The sequence below is a fragment of the Variovorax boronicumulans genome (genome assembly GCF_030812215.1).
In the GTDB taxonomy this organism is placed as follows: Bacteria; Pseudomonadota; Gammaproteobacteria; order Burkholderiales; family Burkholderiaceae_C; genus Variovorax; species Variovorax boronicumulans_C.
In genome coordinates this window covers 83,947-106,842 of record NZ_JAUSSG010000001.1, presented here as the reverse complement: position 1 = coordinate 106,842, position 22,896 = coordinate 83,947, and the positions used below count along the sequence as shown (strand labels likewise).

The 22,896-nt window shown below is 68.9% G+C and carries 21 protein-coding genes; 17 read left to right on the top strand and 4 right to left on the bottom strand.

Going from position 1 to position 22,896, the window contains the following annotated elements:
- The first annotated feature begins 6 nt into the window (after positions 1–6).
- From J2W23_RS00535 to J2W23_RS00485, 11 genes are read left to right on the top strand one after another with little or no spacing between them, the layout of a single operon-like run.
- Complete coding sequence (locus tag J2W23_RS00535) at positions 7–1,017, top strand: FecCD family ABC transporter permease (protein WP_307647294.1); 1,011 nt, start codon at positions 7–9, stop codon at positions 1,015–1,017.
- Positions 1,014–1,790: an ABC transporter ATP-binding protein gene (locus J2W23_RS00530; RefSeq protein WP_307647293.1), complete on the top strand. Its 777-nt coding sequence runs from the start codon at positions 1,014–1,016 to the stop codon at positions 1,788–1,790. Before J2W23_RS00535 ends, J2W23_RS00530 begins: the two co-directional genes overlap by 4 nt.
- Before the next feature lie 15 nt (positions 1,791–1,805).
- Positions 1,806–2,375, top strand: a complete 570-nt coding sequence (cobO, locus tag J2W23_RS00525; protein WP_307647292.1) for a cob(I)yrinic acid a,c-diamide adenosyltransferase — start codon at positions 1,806–1,808, stop codon at positions 2,373–2,375.
- Between the two features lie 5 nt (positions 2,376–2,380).
- Positions 2,381–3,076, top strand: coding sequence for a 5,6-dimethylbenzimidazole synthase (gene bluB / locus J2W23_RS00520; protein ID WP_307647291.1), 696 nt, complete (start codon positions 2,381–2,383; stop codon positions 3,074–3,076).
- The gene (locus tag J2W23_RS00515) at positions 3,076–3,549 is read left to right on the top strand and encodes a MotA/TolQ/ExbB proton channel family protein (protein ID WP_176657878.1); all 474 of its coding nucleotides are present in this window, start codon (positions 3,076–3,078) and stop codon (positions 3,547–3,549) included. The genes bluB and J2W23_RS00515 overlap by 1 nt, the downstream gene beginning before the upstream one ends.
- Entirely contained in the window at positions 3,546–3,902 is a 357-nt protein-coding gene (locus J2W23_RS00510) for a DUF2149 domain-containing protein (protein ID WP_307647290.1), read from the top strand. The genes J2W23_RS00515 and J2W23_RS00510 overlap by 4 nt, the downstream gene beginning before the upstream one ends.
- Entirely contained in the window at positions 3,899–7,930 is a 4,032-nt protein-coding gene (gene cobN / locus J2W23_RS00505) for a cobaltochelatase subunit CobN (protein WP_307647289.1), read from the top strand. Before J2W23_RS00510 ends, cobN begins: the two co-directional genes overlap by 4 nt.
- Positions 7,931–7,951: 21 nt before the next feature.
- Complete coding sequence (gene cbiB / locus J2W23_RS00500) at positions 7,952–8,920, top strand: adenosylcobinamide-phosphate synthase CbiB (RefSeq protein ID WP_307647288.1); 969 nt, start codon at positions 7,952–7,954, stop codon at positions 8,918–8,920.
- Positions 8,917–9,927 (top strand): aminotransferase class I/II-fold pyridoxal phosphate-dependent enzyme, encoded by a 1,011-nt coding sequence (locus J2W23_RS00495; protein WP_307647287.1) that lies wholly within the window; start codon positions 8,917–8,919, stop codon positions 9,925–9,927. The genes cbiB and J2W23_RS00495 overlap by 4 nt, the downstream gene beginning before the upstream one ends.
- Positions 9,928–9,931: 4 nt before the next feature.
- Positions 9,932–10,285 (top strand): CidA/LrgA family protein, encoded by a 354-nt coding sequence (locus tag J2W23_RS00490; protein ID WP_307647286.1) that lies wholly within the window; start codon positions 9,932–9,934, stop codon positions 10,283–10,285.
- A complete protein-coding gene (locus J2W23_RS00485) occupies positions 10,282–11,010 on the top strand; it encodes an LrgB family protein (RefSeq protein ID WP_176657872.1) in 729 nt (242 codons plus the stop codon). Before J2W23_RS00490 ends, J2W23_RS00485 begins: the two co-directional genes overlap by 4 nt.
- A gap of 10 nt (positions 11,011–11,020) precedes the next feature.
- Here the strand turns inward: J2W23_RS00485 and J2W23_RS00480 are convergent, their stop codons facing one another.
- Positions 11,021–11,866 (bottom strand): PhzF family phenazine biosynthesis protein, encoded by an 846-nt coding sequence (locus tag J2W23_RS00480; protein ID WP_307647285.1) that lies wholly within the window; start codon positions 11,864–11,866, stop codon positions 11,021–11,023.
- Between the two features lie 23 nt (positions 11,867–11,889).
- Complete coding sequence (locus J2W23_RS00475; RefSeq protein WP_307647284.1) at positions 11,890–12,864, bottom strand: Bug family tripartite tricarboxylate transporter substrate binding protein; 975 nt, start codon at positions 12,862–12,864, stop codon at positions 11,890–11,892.
- Positions 12,865–12,985: 121 nt separating this feature from the next.
- On the opposite strand from J2W23_RS00475, the gene J2W23_RS00470 reads away from it, so the two are divergent.
- Together J2W23_RS00470 and J2W23_RS00465 are read left to right on the top strand one after the other, a co-directional pair.
- The gene (locus J2W23_RS00470; protein ID WP_307647283.1) at positions 12,986–13,825 is read left to right on the top strand and encodes a helix-turn-helix domain-containing protein; all 840 of its coding nucleotides are present in this window, start codon (positions 12,986–12,988) and stop codon (positions 13,823–13,825) included.
- A gap of 30 nt (positions 13,826–13,855) precedes the next feature.
- Positions 13,856–14,335 (top strand): OsmC family protein, encoded by a 480-nt coding sequence (locus tag J2W23_RS00465; RefSeq protein ID WP_307647282.1) that lies wholly within the window; start codon positions 13,856–13,858, stop codon positions 14,333–14,335.
- 68 nt (positions 14,336–14,403) lie between these two features.
- On the opposite strand, the gene J2W23_RS00460 is transcribed toward J2W23_RS00465, so the two are convergent.
- A complete protein-coding gene (locus J2W23_RS00460) occupies positions 14,404–15,318 on the bottom strand; it encodes a LysR family transcriptional regulator (protein WP_176657867.1) in 915 nt (304 codons plus the stop codon).
- A 182-nt stretch (positions 15,319–15,500) separates the two neighbouring features.
- Here J2W23_RS00460 and J2W23_RS00455 point away from each other — a divergent pair, with 182 nt between their 5' ends.
- The 4 genes from J2W23_RS00455 to J2W23_RS00440 all read left to right on the top strand — a co-directional run bounded on the left by J2W23_RS00455 (position 15,501) and on the right by J2W23_RS00440 (position 22,640).
- The gene (locus J2W23_RS00455) at positions 15,501–16,376 is read left to right on the top strand and encodes an alpha/beta hydrolase (RefSeq protein WP_176657866.1); all 876 of its coding nucleotides are present in this window, start codon (positions 15,501–15,503) and stop codon (positions 16,374–16,376) included.
- A 151-nt stretch (positions 16,377–16,527) separates the two neighbouring features.
- Positions 16,528–17,784, top strand: a complete 1,257-nt coding sequence (locus J2W23_RS00450) for an efflux RND transporter periplasmic adaptor subunit (protein ID WP_307647281.1) — start codon at positions 16,528–16,530, stop codon at positions 17,782–17,784.
- Between the two features lie 53 nt (positions 17,785–17,837).
- Positions 17,838–21,131 carry an efflux RND transporter permease subunit gene (locus J2W23_RS00445; protein WP_307647280.1) on the top strand — a complete coding sequence of 1,098 codons (3,294 nt, stop codon included), beginning with the start codon at positions 17,838–17,840 and terminating at the stop codon, positions 21,129–21,131.
- A gap of 30 nt (positions 21,132–21,161) precedes the next feature.
- Positions 21,162–22,640, top strand: a complete 1,479-nt coding sequence (locus tag J2W23_RS00440; protein WP_307647279.1) for an efflux transporter outer membrane subunit — start codon at positions 21,162–21,164, stop codon at positions 22,638–22,640.
- On the opposite strand, the gene J2W23_RS00435 is transcribed toward J2W23_RS00440, so the two are convergent.
- A complete protein-coding gene (locus tag J2W23_RS00435; protein WP_307647278.1) occupies positions 22,615–22,842 on the bottom strand; it encodes a hypothetical protein in 228 nt (75 codons plus the stop codon). The two genes, J2W23_RS00440 and J2W23_RS00435, sit on opposite strands and share 26 nt — an antisense overlap.
- Positions 22,843–22,896 lie beyond the last annotated feature (54 nt).

The window sequence follows — 22,896 nt, the reverse complement described above, 5'->3', positions numbered from 1 at the left end:
GCGCGCATGCACACCGCCCACCTGCGCCGCGTCGTGCTGCTCGGCGCGGCCTTGCTGGTGCTGGGCGCCGCGCTGCTGCTGTTCGGCCTCGGCATCGGCAGCACCGGCTTCGAGAGTTTGCTGGCCGCGCGGCACGACCCGGTCGCGCTGCAGATCGTGTGGGACATCCGCCTGCCGCGCACGCTCGGCGCGTGGCTCGCGGGCGCGCTGCTCGGGCTCGCGGGCGCGGTGGCGCAGGGGCTGTTCCGAAATCCGCTGGCCGATCCCTATCTGCTCGGCAGTGCCTCGGGCGCTTCGCTGGGCGTGGCAGTGGCGCTGATGCTGTTCGGCGGCTCTGCCGCGAGCACGCAGTGGGTGATGCGGCTCGGCCTTACCGGCGCGGCCTTCGTCGGCGCGGTGCTCGCGGTGCTGCTCACGCTCACGCTGGCGCGCGGTGTGCAGCAGACGCTGCGGCTGCTGCTTGCGGGCGTGATCGTCGGCGTGGTGCTCGGCGCCGCCAAAGACCTGATCACCATCGCCTCGGCGGACATCCTGCAGGCCATCCAGGGCTTCATCCTCGGCAGCACCGGCCTGGTCGGCTGGAGTGCTTGCGCCGTGATGGGCGCGGTGTGCGCTGCGTGCCTGCTGGCCGCATGGGCGCTCGCGCCGGTGCTGGACGGTTTGGCGCTCGGCGAGGCGACCGCCCGCAGCCTCGGCCTGCCGCTGGGCGCCATGCGCGCCGCGCTGGTCGTGGTGCTCGCGCTGGCCACCGGCGCGGCCGTGGCGCAGACCGGCCTGATCGCCTTCGTCGGCCTTGCGGCGCCGCACCTGGTGCGCTCGGTGGTCAAGACCACGCATGCGCGGCTGATCGTGCTCGCGGCGCTCATGGGCGGCCTGCTGCTGATGGCCGCCGACCTGCTGGCACGCTGGCTGATCGCGCCACAGGAACTGCCGGTGGGCGTGCTCACCGCGGTGCTCGGCGGCAGCTACCTGCTGTGGCTGATGCATCGGCGCAGCGCGCGCGGAGGCTTGTCATGAGCGTCACCGCCGCCATCGAGGCCCGCCAGGTCAGCGCCACGCTCGGCACGACCGAGGTGCTGCACGGCATCGACCTCGCGCTCGCGTCCGCCCGCTGGACCAGCATCGTCGGCCCGAACGGCGCGGGTAAGTCGACGCTGCTCAAGGCGCTCGCGGGCCTGCTCGCGCACCGGGGCGAGGTGCGGCTGTTCGGCGAGGCCGAGGGAGGGATCCCGGCCCGCATCCGCGCGCAGCGCCTCTCGTGGCTCGGCCAGAGCGGCACGGGCGAAGCCAGCGCCGACGACCTCATGGTCTACGACGTCGCCATGCTCGGCCGCCTGCCGCACCAGCGCTGGCTCGCTGCCCCGAGCGCGGCCGACCGCGAAGCCGTGGAACGGGCCCTGCGCAGCACGCAGGCCTGGGACTGGCGCGACCGGCCGCTCGGCCAGCTCTCGGGCGGCGAACGCCAGCGCGTGCTGCTCGCCCGCGCGCTCGCGGTCGAGGCCCAGGTGCTGCTGATGGACGAGCCGCTCGCCAACCTCGACCCGCCGCACCAGGCCGACTGGATGCAGACCGCCCGCGCGCTCGTGGCCGAGGGCCGCACCGTGGTCAGCGTGCTGCACGAACTGCCGATGGCACTGGCGGCCGACGAAATGGTCGTGATGGACAAGGGCCGCGTGGTCCACCACGGCGGCTGCGACGACCCGGCCACCCACACCGCGCTCGAACAGGTGTTCGACCACCGCATCCGCGTGCACCGCGTGGCGGAGCAGTGGATCGCGCTGCCGAAATAAGCAAGGAACACACACATGCAGATCGAAACTCCCCCCAGCGAAAAGCCCTACGAAAAGCCCGAAGGCGAGCGCCGCGGGATCGTCATCGTCAACACCGGCGATGGCAAGGGCAAGAGCACCGCGGCCTTCGGCCTCGCGCTGCGCGCCCACGGCCGCGGCAAGGCCGTGAAGATCTACCAGTTCATGAAGGTGCCCTCGGCGCGCTTCGGCGAACACCGGATGTTCGAGCAGATCGGCATTCCCATCGAAGGGCTCGGTGACGGCTTCAGCTGGAAGAGCCAGGACCTGGAGCGCTCGGGGCAGCTTGCGCGCGACGGCTGGGAGAAGGCCAGGGCCGCGATCCTGTCGGGCGAATTCTTCCTCGTGGTGCTCGACGAGATCACCTATCCGCTGATCTACGGCTGGCTGCCGCTCGAAGGCGTGCTCGAAACGCTGCGCGCACGGCCGAAGCACGTGCATGTGGCGCTCACGGGCCGCCGCTGCCCGCCCGAGATCATCGCGCTGGCCGACACCGTGACCGAGATGACGCTGGTCAAGCACGCGTTCAAGGCCGGCATCCCGGCGCAGCGCGGCATCGAGGATTGAACGCGATGCCGCAGCAGCCGCACGCATTCGCGGCCGACGAGGCGAGGGCGGTGTACCGCGCCATCCGCGAGCGGCGCGACATGCGGCACTTCGCGGGCGGCGAGGTCGCGCCCGAGGTGCTGCTGAGGCTGCTCGACGCGGCACACCACGCGCCCAGCGTCGGCTTCATGCAGCCGTGGCGTTTCATCCGCATTCGCGATGCCGCTTTGCGCCGGCGCCTGCACGATGCGGTCGAGCGCGAACGCGTGCTCACGGCGCGCGCCCTGGGCGAGCGCGAGGACGAGTTCATGCGCCTCAAGGTACAGGGCCTGCTCGATGCGGCCGAGCTGCTGGCCGTGTCGCTCGCCGACGACCGCGACAGGCACGTGTTCGGCCGCCGCACCTTGCCGCAGATGGACCTGGCCTCGGCCTCCTGCGCCATCCAGAACCTCTGGCTCGCGGCGCGCGCCGAAGGGCTGGGCATGGGGTGGGTGTCGTTGTTCGATCCGGCCGAGCTGAGCACCTTGCTCGGCCTGCCCGAAGGCGCCGAGCCCATCGCGCTGCTGTGCCTCGGTCCGGTGCATGGCTTCTACGAAGAGCCGATGTTGCAGCGCGAACGTTGGGCGCGGCGCGAGCCGCTCTCGGCGCTGGTGTTCGACGAACGCTGGGGCCAGCCGTCGGACCTGTTTTCCCTCACCCCGTCTTCCGTGGAACCCGCCTGATGCTGGCCTTCGATACCGTTCTTTTCGAACTCGCGCGCCTGTTCCTCTGGCCGGTGACGCTCGGCGTGCTGCTGTCGTTCGTCTACGCGGTGTACTGCCTCGGCGCGTTCGGCATCGAGTACCTGCAGCGCCGCCGCGACCCGTCGCGCGCGCTGGTGCTGCAGCGCCATGCCCACGCGAGCCAGGAGCAGATGGAGTTGGTGGTGCTGAAGCACCTCGAAGGCGTGCGCCTGTGCAGCCGTGTCGCGCCGATGCTCGGGCTGATCGCCACGATGATTCCGATGGGGCCGGCACTGGTCGCCGTTGCTTCGGGCGAATCGCAAGGCGTGGCGCAAAGCCTCGCGCCTGCATTCGCCGCCGTGATCGTTGCGCTGGCTTCGGCCTCGATCACCTTCGTGGTCTACACCGTGCGCCGGCGCTGGCTGATGCGCGAGCTGGTGACGGTGCTCGATGCGCGGGACCGCTTGTCATGAGCCGGAGGCAGTTCTCGATCTTGAGCAGCCTGGACAGCGACGACGACGACCCGGTGCTCTCGACCATCAACCTGATCGACGTGTTCATGGTGGTCATCGGCATGTTGATGATCGCGGTCATCAACAACCCGATGAACCCGTTCGCGCAGGACAAGGTCACGATCATCCGCAACGAGGGCAAGCCGGACATGGAGATCATCACGCGCGAAGGGCAGAAGGTCACGCGCTTCAAGGCCAGCGGCGCGACGGGGCAGGGCGACGGCGAGAAAGCCGGCACCGCCTGGCGGCTGAAGGACGGCACGATGGTTTATGTACCGGCCGATGCGGTGCCCGCGGCGCAGGGCGGGAAGTGACGCGGTTTCTTTTCGGGCTCTTGTGGATGGCGCTGGCGTTCTGCGCGCACGCCGAGCCGGACGAGCCTTCGCGCATCGTGGTGCTGAGCACGTCGCTCGTGTCGCCGGCGCGTGTGGTGCGGTTGCAGGAGGCAGCGCATGAGGTGGGGCTGCCGATGCAGGTGGTGTCGGCTGCGAGGGAGTCGCCTGAGGCGCTGGCCTCGGCGCTCCAGGGCGCGCGGCTGCTGGTGATCGATGCGCCGCACATCAGCGTGGCGCAGGCCGCGGCGGCGCGGTTCGGCGACATGGTTTCGCGCAGTGACGTGCCCTATGTGCTGATCGGCGAGTTCGCGCTCGTCGCCAAGGGGCAAGCCTCCAGCGCGGCGCCTCTTGCTGCCGAGCGCGGCGTCGATGCGGTCTGGGCCCAGCGGCTGCGGGCGTACTGGCGGTTCGCGGGCACGGCAAACCTCCAATCCGCGATGAAGGCGCTGGCGCAGATCGACGACGTGAACGGCCTGCCGTCGCCCGTGCCGACGCCGCTCTCGGGCTTCTATCATCCGCGCTGGCCGCGCGTCGAGACCGATATCTCCGCAATCGCCGGGCTCGCGGGCACCGCGGGAACCGTCGCCATCGCCATCAACAGCGCCACCGTGACCGGCGACGACACCGGCTGGCTCGACCGCCTGATCGGCGCACTTGAACAGCGTGGCCCGCGCGCCTACGCCTTCTACGGGCCGCGCCAGCAGAAAGACCTGTTCTTCCGCATGACGCACGCCACCGGGGCGGAGGAGCGGCGCGTGGCTGACCTGATCGTCAACGCCTCGCTGGTCTTCACGCCGAACGAGCGCAAGGCCGAGCTCGAACGCATCGGCGTGCCGGTGCTCCAGACGCTGCCCTCTCTCGCGATGGATGCCACACAGTGGGCGCAGAGCAAGGACGGCCTCGCGCAGACCGACATCGCCTCGTACTACAGCCCGAGCGAACTGGCCGGCATGACCGACCCGATGCTCGTGAGCGCGCGCGATGCCGCCTCCGGCACGCTTCAGCCGCTGCCCGCGCAGATCGACGCGGTGGCCGGCAAGGCGGCCGCACTGCTGCGGCTGCAACGCACGCCGGCCACGGACCGGCGCGTCGCGATGCTGGTCTACAACTACCCGCCGGGCGAGGCGAACTTCGGCGCGTCGTTCCTCAACGTGCCGCGCAGCGTGAACAACATGCTCGCGGCGATGCAGTCGGCGGGCTACCGCACCGAGATACCCGGCGCGGATGCGCTCGTCGCGCAAGTGCAGGCGACGATGAAGGCGTACTACCCGGTCGATGGCGGCGATGCGTTGCAGCCGCTGCTCGACAAGGGGCTGGCCGATTCGCTGCCGCTGGCGCGCTATGTCGCGTGGTTTCGTTCGTTGCCCGCCGAGACGCAGCGCCGCATCGAGGCTTATTGGGGGCCGCCTGAGACGTCGACCATGCTGCGGCCGGTGGCGGGGGAGCCGGCCTTCGTCATCCCGCGCGTGCAGTTCGGCAATGTCGTCGTGCTGCGCCAGCCGCCGCGCTTCGAGCCGGGCACGCAGGTGGCGGGCAAGGCCGAGCAGGTCTACCACCGCTCGGCGATTCCGCTGAGCCACGGCTACCTCGCCACCTACCTCTGGCTGCGCACGCAGTTCGGTGCCAGCGCGGTCGTGCACGTGGGCACGCACGGCACGGTCGAATGGTCGGCGGGCAAGGAGCGCGGGCTCTCGGTGCAGGACGATCCGCTGCTCGCGCTCGGCGACCTGCCCAACGTGTACCCGTACATCATGGACAACCTCGGCGAGGCCACGACCGCCAAGCGCCGCGGCCGCGCGACGATGGTGAGCCATTCGACGCCGATGTTCGCGCCGGCGGGCTTTCGGCCGGGTGTGCAGGCGATGCACGAGCGGATGCACGATTGGCAGACGCTGTCGCTCGGGCCGGTGAGGGCTGCGATGGAAAAGCAGCTTGCCGCGGAGTTCGTAGAGCAGCACTACGACCGCGACCTGAAATGGACGCCTGCACGCATTCGCGCCGACTTCATGGGCTTCATCGCGGTGCTGCATCCGTACCTGGACGAGCTGACGCAGACCGCGCAGCCGCTGGGCTTGGCGACCTTCGGGCAGGCGCCCGATGCGGAGCGGCGCCGCATGACGATCCTGCAGATCCTCGGCAAGCCCTTGGTCGCGGCGCTGGGCGAAGACGTCCATGAAGCCTTCCTCATCGACGCGAAGAACATCGCGGTTTCGCGTCCGGTGCGATGGATCGAAGTGGCGCTCAAGGATGCCGATGCCGCGAGCGCGATGGGCGCGAATGCCTCGAAAGCCGAAGCACTGCGAACCATGGCCGAGCGCGCCAGGAAGATCGACGCCGCACTCGCCCGCAACGAAGAAATCGAAGGCTTGCTCACCGCCCTCGACGGCCGCTACCTCAAGGCCAGCTACGGCGGCGACCCGGTGCGCAACCCCGACAGCCTGCCGACCGGGCGCAACCTCTACGGCTTCGACCCGAGCCGCGTGCCGACGCGCGCCGCGTGGGACGTCGGCGTCGCCGCAATGGATGCGTGGATCGCCGAGCACGCCAAGGGCCATGCCGGCAAGCCGCCCGAGAAGATCGCCTTCACCCTCTGGGCCGGCGAGGCCTCGCGCCACCAGGGCGTGCTGGAGAGCCAGGCCTTCTACGCCATGGGCGTGAAGCCCCGCTGGGACGATGCCGGGCGCATCGCCGGCATCGAGGTGCTGCCTGCTTCGGTGTTGAAGCGGCGGCGCATCGATGTGCTGGTCAGCGTTACCGGCTCGTACCGCGACCAGTTCCCGAACGTGATGCGCTGGCTCGACGAGGCGGTGCAGCAGGTGGCCGCCCTGAACGAACCCGGCAACGCCGTCGCGCGGCACAGCGAGGCGCTGGCCCGCAAGCTCCGCGCGGAAGGCGCCACGCCGGCCGAGGCGAAACGCTGGTCGACCGCGCGCGTGTTCTCGAACGAGCAGGGCAGCTACGGCGCCGGGCTCGAAGAGGCGGCGCTTGCGAGCGACGTGTGGACCTCGCAGCGGCGCGGCGGCGGCGATGCGCAGATGGCGCAGCTCTACATGGACCGCATGGGCCATGCGTACGGCCAGGGGCTCGACGGCACCGCGCGGCCGGGTGCGTACGCCGGCAATCTCGCGCAGGTCGATGCGGCGCTGATGGCGCGCACATCGAATCTGTATGGCGTGCTCACCAACGACGATCCGTTCCAGTACCTCGGCGGCATCGCGCAGGCGGTGCGGCAACTCACCGGCAAAGACCCGGCGCTCTACGTGCAGAACCTGCGCGACGCCGGCACGGTGCGCACCGACACCGCAGCAGGTGCCATTGCGCGCGAAATGCAGACGCGCTACCTGCACCCGCAATGGATCGAGGCGCAGAAGGCCGAGGGCTACAGCGGCACGCTGCAGGTGCTCAAGACCGCGCAGTTCCTCTGGGGCTGGCAGGTCACGGCGCCGGGCACCGTGCGGCAGGACCAGTGGCAGTCGCTGCACGATGTGTATGTGCGCGACCGATACAAGCTGGGCACGCGCGAATGGCTGGAAGGCGACAACCGCGCCGCTTTCGCGCAGACGCTGGAGCGCATGCTCGATGCGGTGCGGCTGAACTACTGGGCACCCGATGCCGCGACGCGGCGCGAGCTGGCGAAGGCCTACGCCGAGGCGGTGCGCGCCACGGGCCTGCGCGAGCGCAACACGGCGGTGCAGCGCTTCGTGCAGGCGGAGCTGGCGCCGCGGGTTGCCGTGCCGGTGGAGGCGCAGAAGGCGCCTGCGGCACCACCGGCCGCCGCGCCTTCGCCCGCGCCGACATCCGACAAGCCCAACGCGCATGACGGCAGCGTCCAGCCCGTGACCGGCCTCAAGCTCGACCCCACGCCCGACGAGGCACCACACCCGAAGGCCGAGGGCGTGGTGCTCCGCCTCTGGGTCGCCTTCGGCGCGGCGCTGCTCATCGCGCTCGGCGCCTTCGCGCAGTGGCGGCGCGGCCGGGCGCAGCACCCGGGTGCCACCGCCGGCTGATTCGCGAGAATGACGGCGCCCATGCCAGCTCTCTCCTTCGCCCATGCCATCGTCGCCGTCGCGGCGCTCTGGCTCGCGCTGGCCATCGACCGCTGGCTGGGCGAGCCGACGGCGCGTCTGCATCCGGTGGTGTGGATGGGACAGTACCTCGGCTGGATCGGCTCGCGCATCGCACCGGAGTCGCACCGGGTGAAGCGCGTGGACCTGCCGGTCTTCTTCATCGGCGCGCTGACGTGGTGCGTCGGCGGCATGGCGGTCTGGTGTGCGGCGCAGCTGCTGCAATCGCTCGTCACGCTGCACCTCCCCGCATGGGCCGCGGCTGTGTTGCTCGGGTTGTTGTTGAAGCCGCTCTTCGCATGGCGAATGCTGCGCGACGAAGTGCTCGCGGTCGAGGCGGCGCTGGCCGAGTCGCTCGACGCGGGCCGGGCGCAATTGGCCCGGCTGGTGAGCCGCGATGTTTCCGCGCTCGGCGAGCGCGAGGTGCGCGAGAGCGCGATCGAATCGCTGGCCGAGAACCTCAACGACTCGCTGGTGGCGCCGCTGTTCTGGTTCGTGCTGCTCGGCCTGCCGGGCGCCGCTCTCTATCGCTTCGCCAACACGGCCGATGCGATGTGGGGCTACCGTGGATTGCGCAGCGGGCGCGACTGGACCTGGCTCGGTAAATGGGCTGCGCGCGCCGACGATGTGCTCTCATGGCTTCCCGCGCGCATCACCGTGCTGCTGCTGGCACTGGCGGCACGGCGATGGCCGAGGGACCTGGGGCGTGAGGCGCGCCGTACGCCGTCGCCCAACAGCGGCTGGCCGATGGCGGCGATGGCGCTGCTGGTCGGCGTGCGGCTTGCGAAGCCCGGCGTCTACACCCTGAATGGCGAGGGCCGCAAAGCCGCGGCAGGGGACACGCGGCGCACCGCGGTGCTCGGCGGCAGGGCGGTGCTGGCCGCCGGCGTGTTCGCATCGGCGGCCATCGTTGCGATGGCGAGGTGGCCATGACATTCACCCCTGGCCTGCACGGCGGCCCCGATGAAACTGGCACGGCGCCGCACGACTTCTCGACCAACGGCAACGCGGTGGGCGCATGCCCGGCTGCGGTGGCTGCGTTGCGCGCGGCCGATGCGGCGCACTATCCCGATCCGCGCTACACCGCGCTGCGCGAGAGGCTCGCCGCCTTCCATGGCGTGACGAGCGAACGCATCGTGATCGCGGCGAGTGCGAGCGAATTCATCCACCGCATCAGCGCTGCTGTGGCGCAAGGCGGTGGCCAGCGGGTCTGGCTGCCGGCGCACAGCTACGGCGACTACGAGCGTGCGGCGTCGGCGTGGGGCCTGCAGGTGCTTCGCGCGCCCGAGCCGCATGAAGGCGCAGCGCTGCATTGGTGCTGCGAGCCATCGAGCCCGCTGGGCCAGGCGCAAGCCGATCTCGCACTGCATGCCGAGGCCGGCAGCACCTGCGTGCTCGACATGGCCTACGAGCCGCTGCGCCTCGAAGGCCGCGCTTCACTCGACGCCGCGCAGCGCAACCGCGTCTGGCAACTCTGGACACCGAACAAGGCCATGGGCCTCACCGGCATCCGCGCTGCCTATGCGATCGCTCCCGACGATGTCGGTGCGAATCCATTGCTGCAGCGGCTCGAACGACTGGCACCGTCGTGGCCGCTCGGCGTCCACGGTGTCGCGTTGCTTGAAACCTGGACCGGCGACGAGGCGCAAGCCTGGCTTGCCCAAAGCCTGCAGACCTTGCGCATCTGGAAGGCGCAGCAACGCACGCTTTGCGAATCGCTCGGCTGGCAGTGCCTTCCCAGCGACGCCAATTTCTTCTGTGCCCGCACCGACACGCCATACCCTCGGCTCGCAGCCGCGCTGCGCGCCGAGGGCATCAAGTTGCGCGACTGCACCTCCTTCGGCCTGCCGGGCCACGTGCGCCTGGGTGTGCTGCCGCCGCAGAGCCAACAGGCGCTGAAGGAAGCCTGGACACGCGCCGCCGCTTCGACCGAAGATTGAAGACATGCTCTACGCCATCACCTCGCTCTTTCTTTGCCAACTGGCCGGCGAACTGCTCGTGCAGTGGCTGGGCCTGCCGATTCCCGGTCCGTTGATCGGCATGGTGCTGATGTTCATCGCGCTGTTGGTGCGCGGCGGCGTGCCGCAGGCGCTGACCGACACCTCGGGCCATCTGCTGCGCAACCTGATGCTGCTGTTCATTCCGGCCGTGACCGGCGTCATGCTGCATTTCGAGCGGGTGGGGCGCGAGTGGCTGCCGTTCCTGGCAGCCGGCATCGTCGGGGCCGCCTTCACGATGACCGTTACCGCGCTCACCTTCCGCTGGATGATCCGCATCACCGGAAAGAATGCGGAATGACTGCGCCGGCGAAGCTCTCCGAGATCTGGGTCTTTCTTGCGCAGTCGCCGCTGCTGTGGCTGTCGCTCACGCTGCTGGCGTACCTGGGCGCGCTGTGGCTGCATCGGCGCAGCGGCGCGAATCCGATGGTCAATCCGGTTCTGATTTCGGTCGTCGTCATCGTGACGGTGCTGCTCGTCACGCGCACGCCCTACGACACGTATTTCGAAGGCGCGAAGTTCGTGCACTTCCTGATCGGCCCCGCGACCGTGGCGCTGGCGGTACCGCTCTACGGCCAGATCGCGCGGCTGCGGCGGCTGTGGCTGCCGATCGGTGTCGCGCTGCTGATGGGCTCCGTGGCGGCCATCGTCTCGGCCATCGGCATCGCGTGGGCGCTGGGCGGCTCGCACGAGCTGATCATGTCGCTCGCATCGAAGTCGGCCACCATGCCCATCGCGATGGGCGTGGCCGAAAAGATCGGGGGCCTGCCGTCGCTGGCTGCGGTGGCGGCTGCGGTGGCCGGCATCTCGGGCGCGATCATGGCGACGGGTCTTTTGAACCTGCTGCGCATCAAGGAGCCCGCGGTGCGCGGCTTTGCGGTCGGCATGGCGGCGCACGGCATCGGCACCGCGCGAGCCATCCAGGTGAACGAGACGGCTGGTGCGTTCTCAGCGCTCGCGATGGGGTTGAACGGCATCGCGACGGCGTTGCTGGTGCCGCTGCTGGTCAAGCTGCTGGGCGCCTGACGCCGCCTGCTCACATCGCCCGCGCTTCGCCGCGCAGCCAGCAGCCTTGCGCTTCCTTGCCGCGTGCGGGAAGCCGCACGCCGATCACCGAAGGCGAGCCCATCGCTTCGCCTTGCCGGACCGTCACGAGCGTGGCCGCATCGCCCGCCAGCGTCTGTTCGCGCAGGCCCCAGGCCAGCGCCGCAGCAGCGATGCCGGTGGCTGCGTCTTCCGGATAGCCGGACGAGCGCGGAAACTGCCGCGCGCTGACCACAGGGCCATTGCCGTCGACGAGCGCAAAGGGGTAAAGACCGGTTGATTCGAGCCGGTCGCACAGCGCCTCGACGCTGCCCAGGTCCACGCGCAGTGTGTGCAGCACATCGAGGCTTTCGAGGCGAACGAGCGTCTTGACGCGGCTCGTCGCCGAGTTGAGCACCGGCCCGACGATCTGCCGCATCTCCACGCCGAGGCAGCGCGCAATTTCCTGCACCAGCGCGTCGCCCACGACCTGGACTTCGGCGCGCGGCTGGCTGATCTCGACTGTGCCCTGCACGTAGCGGCCCCGGACTGTTCCGCTCAAGGTTTCGACCGCCACCGGTTCGCCGTTCCAGAGGCCGCGCGCGTGCAGCAGCCACAGCGCGCCGATGGTCGCGTGGCCGCACATCTCCATCTCGTGGCGGGGCACGAAGTAGCGCATGCGGAATTGGTGGTCGGCACTCGATGGCTTCAGCACGAACACCGATTCGTGGCCGCTCAGGCGCGTGTGTTCCTGCATCTGTTCAGTGGTCATGTCGTCGGCGCCGAGCCAGACGGGCGCCGGGTTGCCGCCGGTGTCGGCGCCGGGCAGGGCGAATACGCGAACGAGCTGCATGGTCATCTTTCTTTCCTTGTTCTTTTTCCTCAGTCGGCCTTCGCGTTGACGGCGCGGGCGATGCCGCCCCACAGCGCGATGTCGGCACGGATCCTTTGCGCGAACGCTTCCGGGCTCAGGCTTTCCGGGGCGACGCCCTTGCTCATCATCTCGGCGCGCAGGTTGCGGTCTTGCAGCACCTTGTCGAGCGCGGTGCGCAGGCGCTGCAGCACGTCCTTGGGCGTGGCGGCGGGCGCCATGAGGCCATACCAGAGCTCGGGCTTGAAGTCCTTGATGCCCGAGGCCTCGAAGGTCGGCAACTCGGGGAACACCGCTGAGGGCTGGCTGATCGCCAGCGCGCGCATGCGCGAGGCGCGCACCTGCGGCGCGAGCGCGACCGGGTTGTCGAACAGCGCCTGGATCTGCCCGGCCATCAGGTCGGTCTGCGCGGGCGCCGCGCCGCGGTAGGGGATGTGCGTCATGTCGACGCCGGTGCGCTGCTTGAAGAGCTCGGCCGCCAGGTGGCTCGCGGTGCCGTTGCCGATGCTGCCGTAGTTGAGCGTGCCGGGCTTGGCCTTGGCGTAGCGGATGAACTCGGCCAGGTTCTGCGCGGGCAGCGAGGGCGACACCACCAGAACGAAGGGCGTGGTGCCGAGCGTGCCGACCGGCGCGAGGTCGGCCAGCGGGTCGTAGGGCAGCTTGGGGTAGACGGCCTGTGCCGAGGCGATGGTGGTGGTCGTCGCGGCGACCAGCGTGTAGCCATCTGGCGAGGCCTTGGCTGCGTAGCCGGTGCCGACGGTGCCGCCCGCACCGGCGCGGTTGTCGATGATCACCGGCACGCCCAGTTCGGCCTGCAGCTTCACCTGCACCGAACGGAAGATCACATCGGTGCCGCCGCCCGCGGGGAAGGGCACGACGATGGTCACGGGCTTGGCCGGGTAGGCGGCGTGTGCGGCCGCTGCGGCCGTCAGCACACCGGCTGTCGCCAGGCGGAGGCCGGCGCGCACGAGGGACGAGGGGGTCATGAGGATTGTTCCTTGCAGGATCGACGGTGGGATGTGAGCTAGTCTTGTCGAAGGCGCCGCTCGGGGTGCGCCGGATCGCGACACCCGCGCGCACGAAAGCGACATTGGCGACAATCGGCCCATGCCACCGAAAGACGCCCCGCCCGGCCTGCGGATTTCGCCGTTCATCGACCGGCTCGCCCACAAGGCAACGATGGTGGCGAACGCGCGCGAGGGCTATGCGACCAGCACGCATGCGCACGATTGCGACATGCTCTTCGTGCCGCTGGCGGGCCGCTTCGACATCGTCGATGCACAGGGCGATCCACTCCAGTCTTCCCCCGGCCACTTTCTCTGGTTCGCTGCCGGCGCCGCCCACGCGACGAGCGCGCAGACGCTGCGGCAGACGCATGTCGCGGTGTACGTGGAATCCGAGTTCTGGGAGATGGCATTGCGTGCCCAGGGCGTGCATGCGCCGGCGCAGGGCATGCGCGCGGGCAGCGCCGCGCTCACCGCGCTGTCGCAGCAGATGCTGTCGCTCGCGCAGGCGGGGGAGGCCGAGGAGCGCGTCGTCGCCCATTGCGGCGCACTCGTCATGGAGGCGGCGCGGCTCACTGCCCATCCGCTCGTGCAGCCGAACGACCGGGGCGCGCCCGCGCAGGTGCTCGCGGCGCTGCTGGCCGACGACATCGAGGCGGACCTCGCGCGTGCGCTCTCGCTCGATGCGTTCGCCGAGCGGCACCGGCTCTCGCGGCGGCAGGTCGAACGGATCTTCAAGGCAGCCTTCGCCGCGTCGCCGCTCGAATTCCAGCAGCGCAAGCGCCTGGAGCGCGCGCGCTACCTGCTCGAGAGCACCGACGACTCGGTGCTCTCGGTCGCGCAGCAGGTGGGGTGGGAGTCGGGCTCCTACCTCTCGCGCATGCTCGGGAAGGCATGGGCCGTGACCGCCGCGCAGATCCGCGCTTCGGCACCGCGCCCCTGAACGAACACCTCATCACGGAGAACGACGACCATGTCCGAATACACCGCAGAAGTCCTGTGGCAACGAGGCGACCAGGACTTCCTGGCCAACACCTACAGCCGGAGGCACTCGCTGCGCTTCGACGGCGGCGCGGAATGGGCGGGCTCGTCGTCGCCGCACGTGGTGCCGCTGCCGTTCTCCGATGCATCGGCGGTCGATCCGGAAGAGGCTTTTGTCGCATCGCTGTCGAGTTGCCACATGCTGTGGTTCCTCACGATGGCGGTGAAGCGCAAGTTCTGCGTCGACCGTTACTTCGACGCGGCGACCGGCGTCATGGAGAAGAACGCGGAAGGCAAGATGGCCATGACCGTGGTCACGCTCCGGCCCGAGGTCACGTTCTCGGGCGAGAACCTGCCCACGCGCGAGCAGATCGAGCACATGCACCACCGCGCGCACGAGGAGTGCTTCATCGCGAATTCGGTGAAGACGGAGGTGCGCTGCGAGCCGCGGCTCCTGGGAGCGAACCATTGATTCGCTCGAGCGGGAGGGCGGGTCATGGCGGCTGCGTCAGCCGGCCATGGCCTCCCATGTAAGCGTATTCAGCGGCGCTGCAGCCGCGGGTTCTTGGCAAACAGCTCGGCCGCCCAATCCACGAATGCCCGCACCTTCGCGCTCAGGTGGCGATTCGGCGGATAGACCACGTGGATCGGCAGCGGGTCGCGGCTCCAGTCGGCCAGCACCTCGATCAGCTCGCCGTTTTCCAGGTGCGGTTCCGCCATGAAGGTGATGCACTGCGAAATGCCGAAGCCCCCGAGAACAGCGGCCATGTGCGCGTTGCTCTCGTTCACCGACACGCGGTACGGCCCGTTCAGCTCGATGCGCTCGTCGCCCTTGTGGAACTCGTGCGGGTAGATGCGCCGCGTGGTGCCCGAAAAGTAGCTCACCACCGTGTGGCGCTTCTCGATGTCGTTCGGATGCTGCGGTGCGCCATAGCGCTTGATATAGGCGGGCGAGGCCACGGTCACGAAATGCAGCGTGCCGATGCGGCGGGCCACCAGCGACTGGTCGCTGAGTTCGCCCGCACGGATCACGCAGTCGACGTTGTCGCTGATGAGGTCGACCGTGCGGTCGCTCACACCCAGGTCGACCTGGATGTCGGGGTAGCGGTCGCAGAAGCTGGCCAGATTGGGCAGGATGATCTGCCGGGCCACCGAAGTCCCGACGTCGATGCGCAGCCGCCCCGTGGGGCTGGCCTGCGCATTGGTCATGCTGGCCTCCATGTCGTCGAAGTCGTTCAGGAGACGGGCGGCGCGTTCGAAGTAGGCGGCGCCGTCGGGCGTGACCGTCACGCGGCGCGTGGTGCGATTGAGCAGCTTGACGCGCAGGCGCGATTCCAGCGCCTGGATCTGTTTGGTGACCGTGCCTTTGGGCAGGGCGAGCGAATCCGCCGCCCGGGTAAAAGTGCCGGCTTCCACCACGCGGACAAAGATCCGCATTGCCTGGATTTGATCCATTGAATGCCTGTTTCTGGAGGCCGGCCCACGCCGGAGGGAGGCGGATTCTCACACAAGGCGTTCAACCCCCTGTGGCATACGGATTGTTAGCCGTTTGGAAACAGAGTGGGGTCAGGTTGCCTGTTTCATGTCACACACGGCGCCTTATATTTCAACCATCGCCCATCACCCTGAGGTCGTCCATGTCACCCGTTCCATCGTCCCGTTCTGCCGAAGCTGCCGCTGCTGCTGCCGCGGTGCAAGGCGTGGAAGCCGATCTGCTGATCGAGCTGCCCGGTCGCGAACCGGTGGCCGCGCGTGTCTACGGACAGCGTGCCAAGAGTGAAACGGCGCCTCTGGTGCTGCATTTCCACGGTGGCACTTTTGTGTGCGGTGGCCTGGACAACGGGCGCAACGTGGCCCGGCTCCTGGCCGGCTCCGGCGCGGTGGTGGTCTCGCTGGCGTACCCGCTGGTACCGTTTCCGGAGCCCATCGAAGTAGGTTATGCCGCCCTCGAATGGCTCTACAAGCAGCGAAACAAGCTGGGCGGCAAGGGCGCGCTGATCTATCTGGCCGGCGAAGAAGCCGGTGGCAACCTGGCTGCGGCGGTTGCGTTGATCGCCCGCGACCGGGCCCATCCGCCGCTGGCAGGCCAGATCCTGCTGTCGCCGATGCTCGATCCGTGCGCAGGCACCGCGTCGCTGCGCAAGGCGACCAACGATGCGCCCGAATGCCGCTGGGCCAGCGGCTGGGAAAAGTATTTGAGCTGCCCCTCGAACGCGACGCACCCCTATGCGGTGCCGAGCGGCTCGCTGCGCCTCTCCGCCCTGGCGCCCGCACTGGTGCTGGTGGGGCAGGACGACGCGATGCGCGACGAAGCCATGACCTTCGCAGGCCGTTTGCGCGCGGCCGGCATCGAGGTCACCAGCAGCGTGCTGCCCGGCGCAGCGAATTGGCCCAAGGCGCTGTACGACCCTGAAAACGAGGGTTGTCGGGACTGTGCGGCCAACGTGCAGCAGCACTTTCGCGAGTTCTTCAGTGCGACGGCGGCGCCTCCCGCGGCGCCCGAGCCCAGCTAGACCCGCAAGAGTCAGAGCCACCCACTGACAGCCGCCGCCTCCCCTGAGGCGGGCGTCCGGCCCCTCTTTTCCCTGAAATCCGCCTCCTGGTGCCAAAAGCACCGGGGTGGCCTGTTGCATCCCAAAAAGTCATCGAGAAGGACGAAACATCATGTCGAACAACGAACAACAGAAGCTCTCTTCCGCCGCCCGCAAGGGCCTGTGGCCCGCCGTGACCGGCCTGACCGCACTGCTGGCGGTGGCCGCCGCAGTCGTCGGCATGTACAGCTTCAAGGCCGAGGCCACCGCGCCGGTGGCTGCGCAGCAGGGCACGCCGGTGTCGGTCGCGACCGTTGCCGCGAGCGAGATCAATGCATGGGACGAGTTCTCCGGCCGCCTCGAAGCGGTCGAACGCGTCGACGTGCGGTCCCGCGTGGCGGGCGCCGTGCAGGCGGTGCACTTCCGCGAAGGCGCGCTGGTCAAGCAGGGCGACCTGCTGATCACCATCGACCCCGCACCGTATGCCGCCGAAGTGGAACGCGCCGAGGCGCAGGTCGCCTCGGCGCAAGCCCGCCAGTCGTTCAGCCGCAGCGAGCAGGAACGTGCCAAGCGCCTCTGGGACGAGCAGGCCATCGCGCAGCGCGAACTCGACGAGCGCGTGAACGCCGGCCGCGAAGCCGAAGCCAACCTGCGCGCCGCGCAAGCGTCGCTGCAATCGGCCCGCCTGAACCTGGGCTACACCCAGGTGCGTGCGCCGGTCTCCGGCCGCATCGGCAAGCTCGAAGTGACGGTGGGCAACCTCGTCGCCGCGGGCCCCGGCGCACCGGTGCTGACCACGCTGGTGTCGGTGAGCCCGATCTACGCGAGCTTCGATGCCGACGAGCAGGTCGTCACCCGCGCCCTGAAGGACCTGCCGGCCAACGCCGGCGCACGCGGCCAGATCGACACGATTCCCGTGCAGATGGGCACTGCCGGCCTGGACGGCACGCCCTTCACCGGCAAGCTGCAGTTGATCGACAACCAGGTCGACGCCCGCAGCGGAACCGTGCGTGTCCGTGCTTCCTTCGACAACAAGGACGGCTCGCTCATCCCCGGCCAGTTCGCCCGCATCCGCATGGGCCAGGCGCGCAACGACACGGCGCTGCTGGTGAGCGAACGCGCCATTGGCACCGACCAGAACAAGAAGTTCGTGATGGTCGTGGGCGAGGACAGCAAGGCTGTCTACCGCGAAGTGACGCTGGGTGCCTCCATCAACGGCCTGCGTGTCGTGAGCAAGGGCCTGAAGGCCGGCGATCGCGTCGTGGTCAACGGCCTGCAGCACATCCGCCCGGGTGCATTGCTGGCGCCGCAGACCGTGACGATGGACGCCAAGGCCGACACCACGAAGCAACAACAACCGGAACGCGTGGCCGAAGCCGCAAAGTCCTGAATCGAATTCGATGAACTCGGAGGGGACGCTTCTGCGTCCGCCGGAGAACCAACATGAATCTCTCTAAATTCTTCATCGACCGGCCGATCTTTGCCGGCGTGCTGTCGCTATTGATGCTGATAGCCGGCCTGATCGCGCTGCGCGGGCTGCCGATCTCGGAATACCCGGAAGTCGCGCCGCCTTCGGTGGTGGTGCGCGCCCAGTACCCGGGTGCCAACCCCAAGGTGATCGCTGAAACCGTGGCCACGCCGCTCGAAGAGCAGATCAACGGCGTCGAAGGCATGCTCTACATGGGCAGCCAGGCGACCACCGATGGCGTGATGACGCTCACCGTCACCTTCCGCCTCGGCACCGATCCCGACAAGGCACAGCAGCTCGTGCAGAACCGCGTCTCGCAAGCCGAGCCGCGCCTGCCCGAAGAAGTGCGGCGCCTGGGCATCACGACCGTCAAGAGCGCGCCCGACCTGACGATGGTGGTTCACCTCGTCTCGCCGAACAACCGCTACGACATCAACTACCTGCGCAACTACGCGGTGCTGAACGTGAAGGACCCGCTCGCGCGCATCGAAGGCGTGGGCCAGGTGCAGATCTTCGGCGGCGGCGACTACTCGATGCGCGTCTGGCTCGACCCGCAGAAGGTTGCGCAGCGCGGCCTCTCGGCGAGCGACGTGGTGGCTGCGATCCGCGGCCAGAACGTGCAGGCCGCGGCCGGCGTGGTCGGCGCTTCGCCGGGCCTCTCGGGCGTGGACATGCAGCTCTCCATCAATGCGCAAGGGCGCCTGCAGAGCGAAGAAGAATTCGGCGACATCATCGTCAAGAGCGGCACCGACGGCGCCGTGACCCGCCTGCGCGACATCGGCCGCCTCGAAATGGGCGCCGCCGACTACTCGCTGCGTTCGCTCTTGAACAACGACCCGGCCGTCGGCATGGGCGTGTTCCAGGCGCCGGGCTCCAACGCGCTCGACATCTCGGCCAATGTTCGCAAGACGATGGCCGAGCTCAACAAGAACATGCCCGAGGGCCTGGAATACCGCATCGCCTACGACCCGACGCAGTTCGTGCGTGCGTCCATCGAATCGGTGATCCACACGCTGCTCGAAGCCATCATGCTGGTGGTGCTGGTCGTGATCCTGTTCCTGCAGACGTGGCGCGCGTCGATCATTCCGCTCCTGGCCGTGCCGGTGTCGGTGATCGGTACCTTCGCGGTGCTGCATGTGCTGGGTTTCTCGATCAATGCGCTGAGCCTGTTCGGGCTGGTGCTGGCCATCGGCATCGTGGTGGACGACGCCATCGTGGTGGTGGAAAACGTCGAGCGGAACATCGAAGCCGGGCTCACGCCGCGTGAAGCGACGTACCGCGCGATGCGCGAAGTCTCCGGGCCCATCATCGCGATTGCGCTGGTGCTCGTGGCCGTGTTCGTGCCGCTCGCTTTCATCAGCGGTCTCACGGGGCAGTTCTATCGCCAGTTCGCGGTGACCATCGCGATCTCGACGGTGATCTCGGCCATCAACTCGCTCACGCTGTCGCCGGCGCTCGCTGCCTTGCTGCTGCGCGGCCACGACCAGCCCAAGGACGCGCTGACCCGCGGCATGGACAAGGCCTTCGGCTGGCTCTTCCGCGGCTTCAACAGGTTCTTCCATCGCGGCTCCGAGGCCTACAGCGGCGGCGTCAAGCGCGTGATCTCGCGCAAGACGCTGATGCTGGTGATCTACCTCGCGCTGGTCGGCGTGACCTTCGGCCTCTTCAAGGCGGTGCCCAGCGGCTTCGTGCCGGCGCAGGACAAGCAGTACCTCATCGGTTTTGCCCAACTGCCTGACGGCGCCACGCTCGACCGCACCGACGAAGTGATCCAGCGCATGGGCGAGATCATGAAGAAGAACCCGAACGTGGAAGACGCCATCGCCTTCCCGGGCCTGTCGATCAACGGCTTCACCAACAGCTCGAACTCGGGCATCGTGTTCGCCACGCTCAAGCCCTTCGACCAGCGCAAGCGCGCCGACCAGAGCGGCGGTGCGGTGGCCGGGCAGCTCAACGGCGCCTTCTCGAGCATCCAGGACGCGTTCATCGTGATGTTCCCGCCGCCGCCCGTGGCGGGCCTGGGCACCACGGGCGGCTTCAAGCTTCAGATCGAAGACCGCGCCTCGGTCGGCTACGACCAGATGGACGCCGCGGTGAAGGCCTTCATGGCCAAGGCGTACGCTGCACCCGAACTCACGGGCATGTTCACGAGCTGGCAGGTCAACGTGCCGCAGCTGTACGCGGACATCGACCGCACCAAGGCCCGCCAGCTCGGCGTGCCGGTGACGGACATCTTCGACACGATGCAGATCTACCTGGGTAGCCTGTACGCCAACGACTTCAACAAGTTCGGCCGCACGTACTCCGTGCGCGTCCAGGCCGATGCGCCTTACCGCGCCCGTGCCGAAGACGTGGGCTTGCTGAAGGTGCGCTCGACCTCGGGTGAGATGGTGCCGCTGGCCGCGCTGATGAAGGTCAATTCGACCTTCGGTCCGGAACGTGCCATGCGCTACAACGGCTACCTCGCGGCCGACATCAACGGCGGCCCGGCACCCGGCTATTCGTCGGGCCAGGCGCAGGACGCGATCACCAAGATCGCGGCCGAGACGCTGCCCAAGGGCGTGAGCTTCGAGTGGACCGAGCTGACCTACCAGGAAATCCTGGCCGGCAACTCCGCCTTCCTGGTGTTCCCGCTGGCCATCCTGCTGGTGTTCCTGGTGCTGGCCGCCCAGTACGAGAGCCTGACGCTGCCGATCGCGATCATCCTGATCGTGCCGATGGGCATCATGGCCGCGATGGCGGGCGTATGGATATCGGGGGGTGACAACAACGTCTTCACGCAGATCGGGCTGATCGTGCTGGTGGGGCTGAGTGCGAAGAACGCGATCCTGATCGTGGAGTTCGCACGGGAGCTGGAGTTCGCCGGACGCACGCCCATCCTGGCCGCGATCGAAGCGAGCCGCCTGCGCCTGCGCCCGATCCTGATGACCTCGCTGGCCTTCGTGATGGGTGTGCTGCCCCTGGTGCTGTCGACCGGCGCGGGCTCGGAGATGCGCAAGGCGATGGGCGTGGCGGTGTTCGCCGGGATGATCGGAGTGACGGCCTTCGGCCTGTTCCTGACGCCGGTGTTCTACGTACTGATGCGCCGCCTGGCGGGCAACCGGCCGCTCAAGCTGCATGGCGAAGTGCCGCATGGCGAGGAGTTCGTCTCGGCGGGCCATCCGGCCGCTTCGGCTCCGCCGTCGTCGTCTTCGCACGGTGGTTCGGGCGGTGGCGGACTGCACCCGGTGCCGGCGTCGCCGCGTCCCTCGCACGAGTCGCATGACTGATCGCATCGTCGATCAAGAAGAAAGTTCATCATGAAATTCGCATTCCAACCTTTGGTCCGCGGCGCCTTGCTGCCGCTGGTGGCGGCCCTGGCACTGGCCGGCTGCGCCACCGTGCCTTCCGGCGTGCCGGAGATCCAGACCACGGCGCAGTTCAAGGAGCAGGGCGCCACGCCGCCCGCCGGCTTCACGAAGGCACTGCCTTCCGAAGCGCAGGCCCGCGGCGCCTGGTGGCTGGCGTTCAACGACCCGGTGCTCAATGCGCTGGTCGAGAAGGCCGACGTCAACAACAACAACATCCAGGCCGCGGCGGCGCGGCTGGCCGAGGCCCGCGCGCTTGCGCGCAGCGCCAACGCCGACCGGCTGCCGCAGATCGGCCTCGGCGCGGGTGCCAACCGCGGCGCGGGCCTGGACAAGGCCACGGCCAGCGTCACGCCCGGCACGATGACCAACATCGGCGCCACCTTCTCCTACGAGGTCGACCTGTTCGGCCGCCTCTCGGGCGCCAGCAACGCGGCCAAGCTCGACGCGGTGGGCCGCGAAGGTCTGCTGCAGAGCACGCGCCTGGCGGTGCAGGCCGAAGTGGCGCAAACCTACCTGCAACTGCGCGCGCTCGACGCCGAACGCGCGCTGATGCGCGAGACCGTCGAGGCCTACAGCGACACGCTGCGCCTGACGCAGCGCCGCCAGGCGGCCGGCGACATCGCCGAACTCGATGTGGCGCGGGTGCAGACCGAGGTGTCCTCCACCGAATCGGATGCGCTGGCGCTCGACCGCCAACGCGCCCAGGTCGAGCATGCGCTCGCGGTGCTGGTGGGCGATTCGGCCTCCAGCTTCGGCGTGCGCACCGACGAGTGGGCGACTGCCTTGCCCGCCATTCCGCCCGGCGTACCGGGCACGGTGCTCACGCGCCGGCCCGACGTGTCGGCCGCGCAGAACGCGGTGCTCGCGGCACAAGCCCGCGTGGGCGTGGCGCAGACCGCATGGTTCCCGAACATCTCGCTGACCGGTGCTGCCGGCTACGCCTCGCCCGAGATCGGCGACCTCTTCAAGTGGTCGGCCCGCTCGTGGGGCGTCGGTGCGCTGCTGTCGCTGCCGATCTTCGACGGCGGCCGCCGCGAGGCCGGCGTGCAGGGCGCCAATGCCCAGCTCGACGGTGCGCTGGCGAGCTACCGCACGCAGGTGCTGGTCGCGTTCCAGGAGGTCGAAGACCAACTGGCCGCGATCCGCATCCTGCAGGAACAGTCGGTGGTCCAGGCCAAGGCGGTGTCGTCGGCCCAGCGGGCGACCAGCCTGTCGGACACGCGCTACCGCAACGGCTACATCAGCCAGCTCGACTTGCTGGACGCACGCCGGAGCGAGTTGCGCAACCGGCGCCAGGCGCTGCAGGTGAAGTCGGCGCAGTACCAGGCTGCCGTGGGCCTGATCCGCGCGATCGGCGGGACCTGGGAGGTGCCGGCATCGACGGCATCGGCCCCCGCTGCCGCTACGGAGAAGGTCGCGACCCGCTGATCTTCTGGAGCTCTGCAACGCCCATGGCCAGGGCGTTGGAGTAGCTGGCCTGCGGCTTGGCGGCCGAGCGGAACACCCGGTAATCGAGGGTGTCGTGAAGGTCTGAATGGCCGCTGTTGTCGAGGGCTTCGAGCAGGGTCCAGTAGAACTGGCCCGGCTCGCGTTCCTCGACCGTGAGCGCCAGGTCGTTGAGGGCAGGCATGGGTCCGTGATCGCAAGGCATTGAGGTGTCTTGTATACGGATAAGCGCCGACCC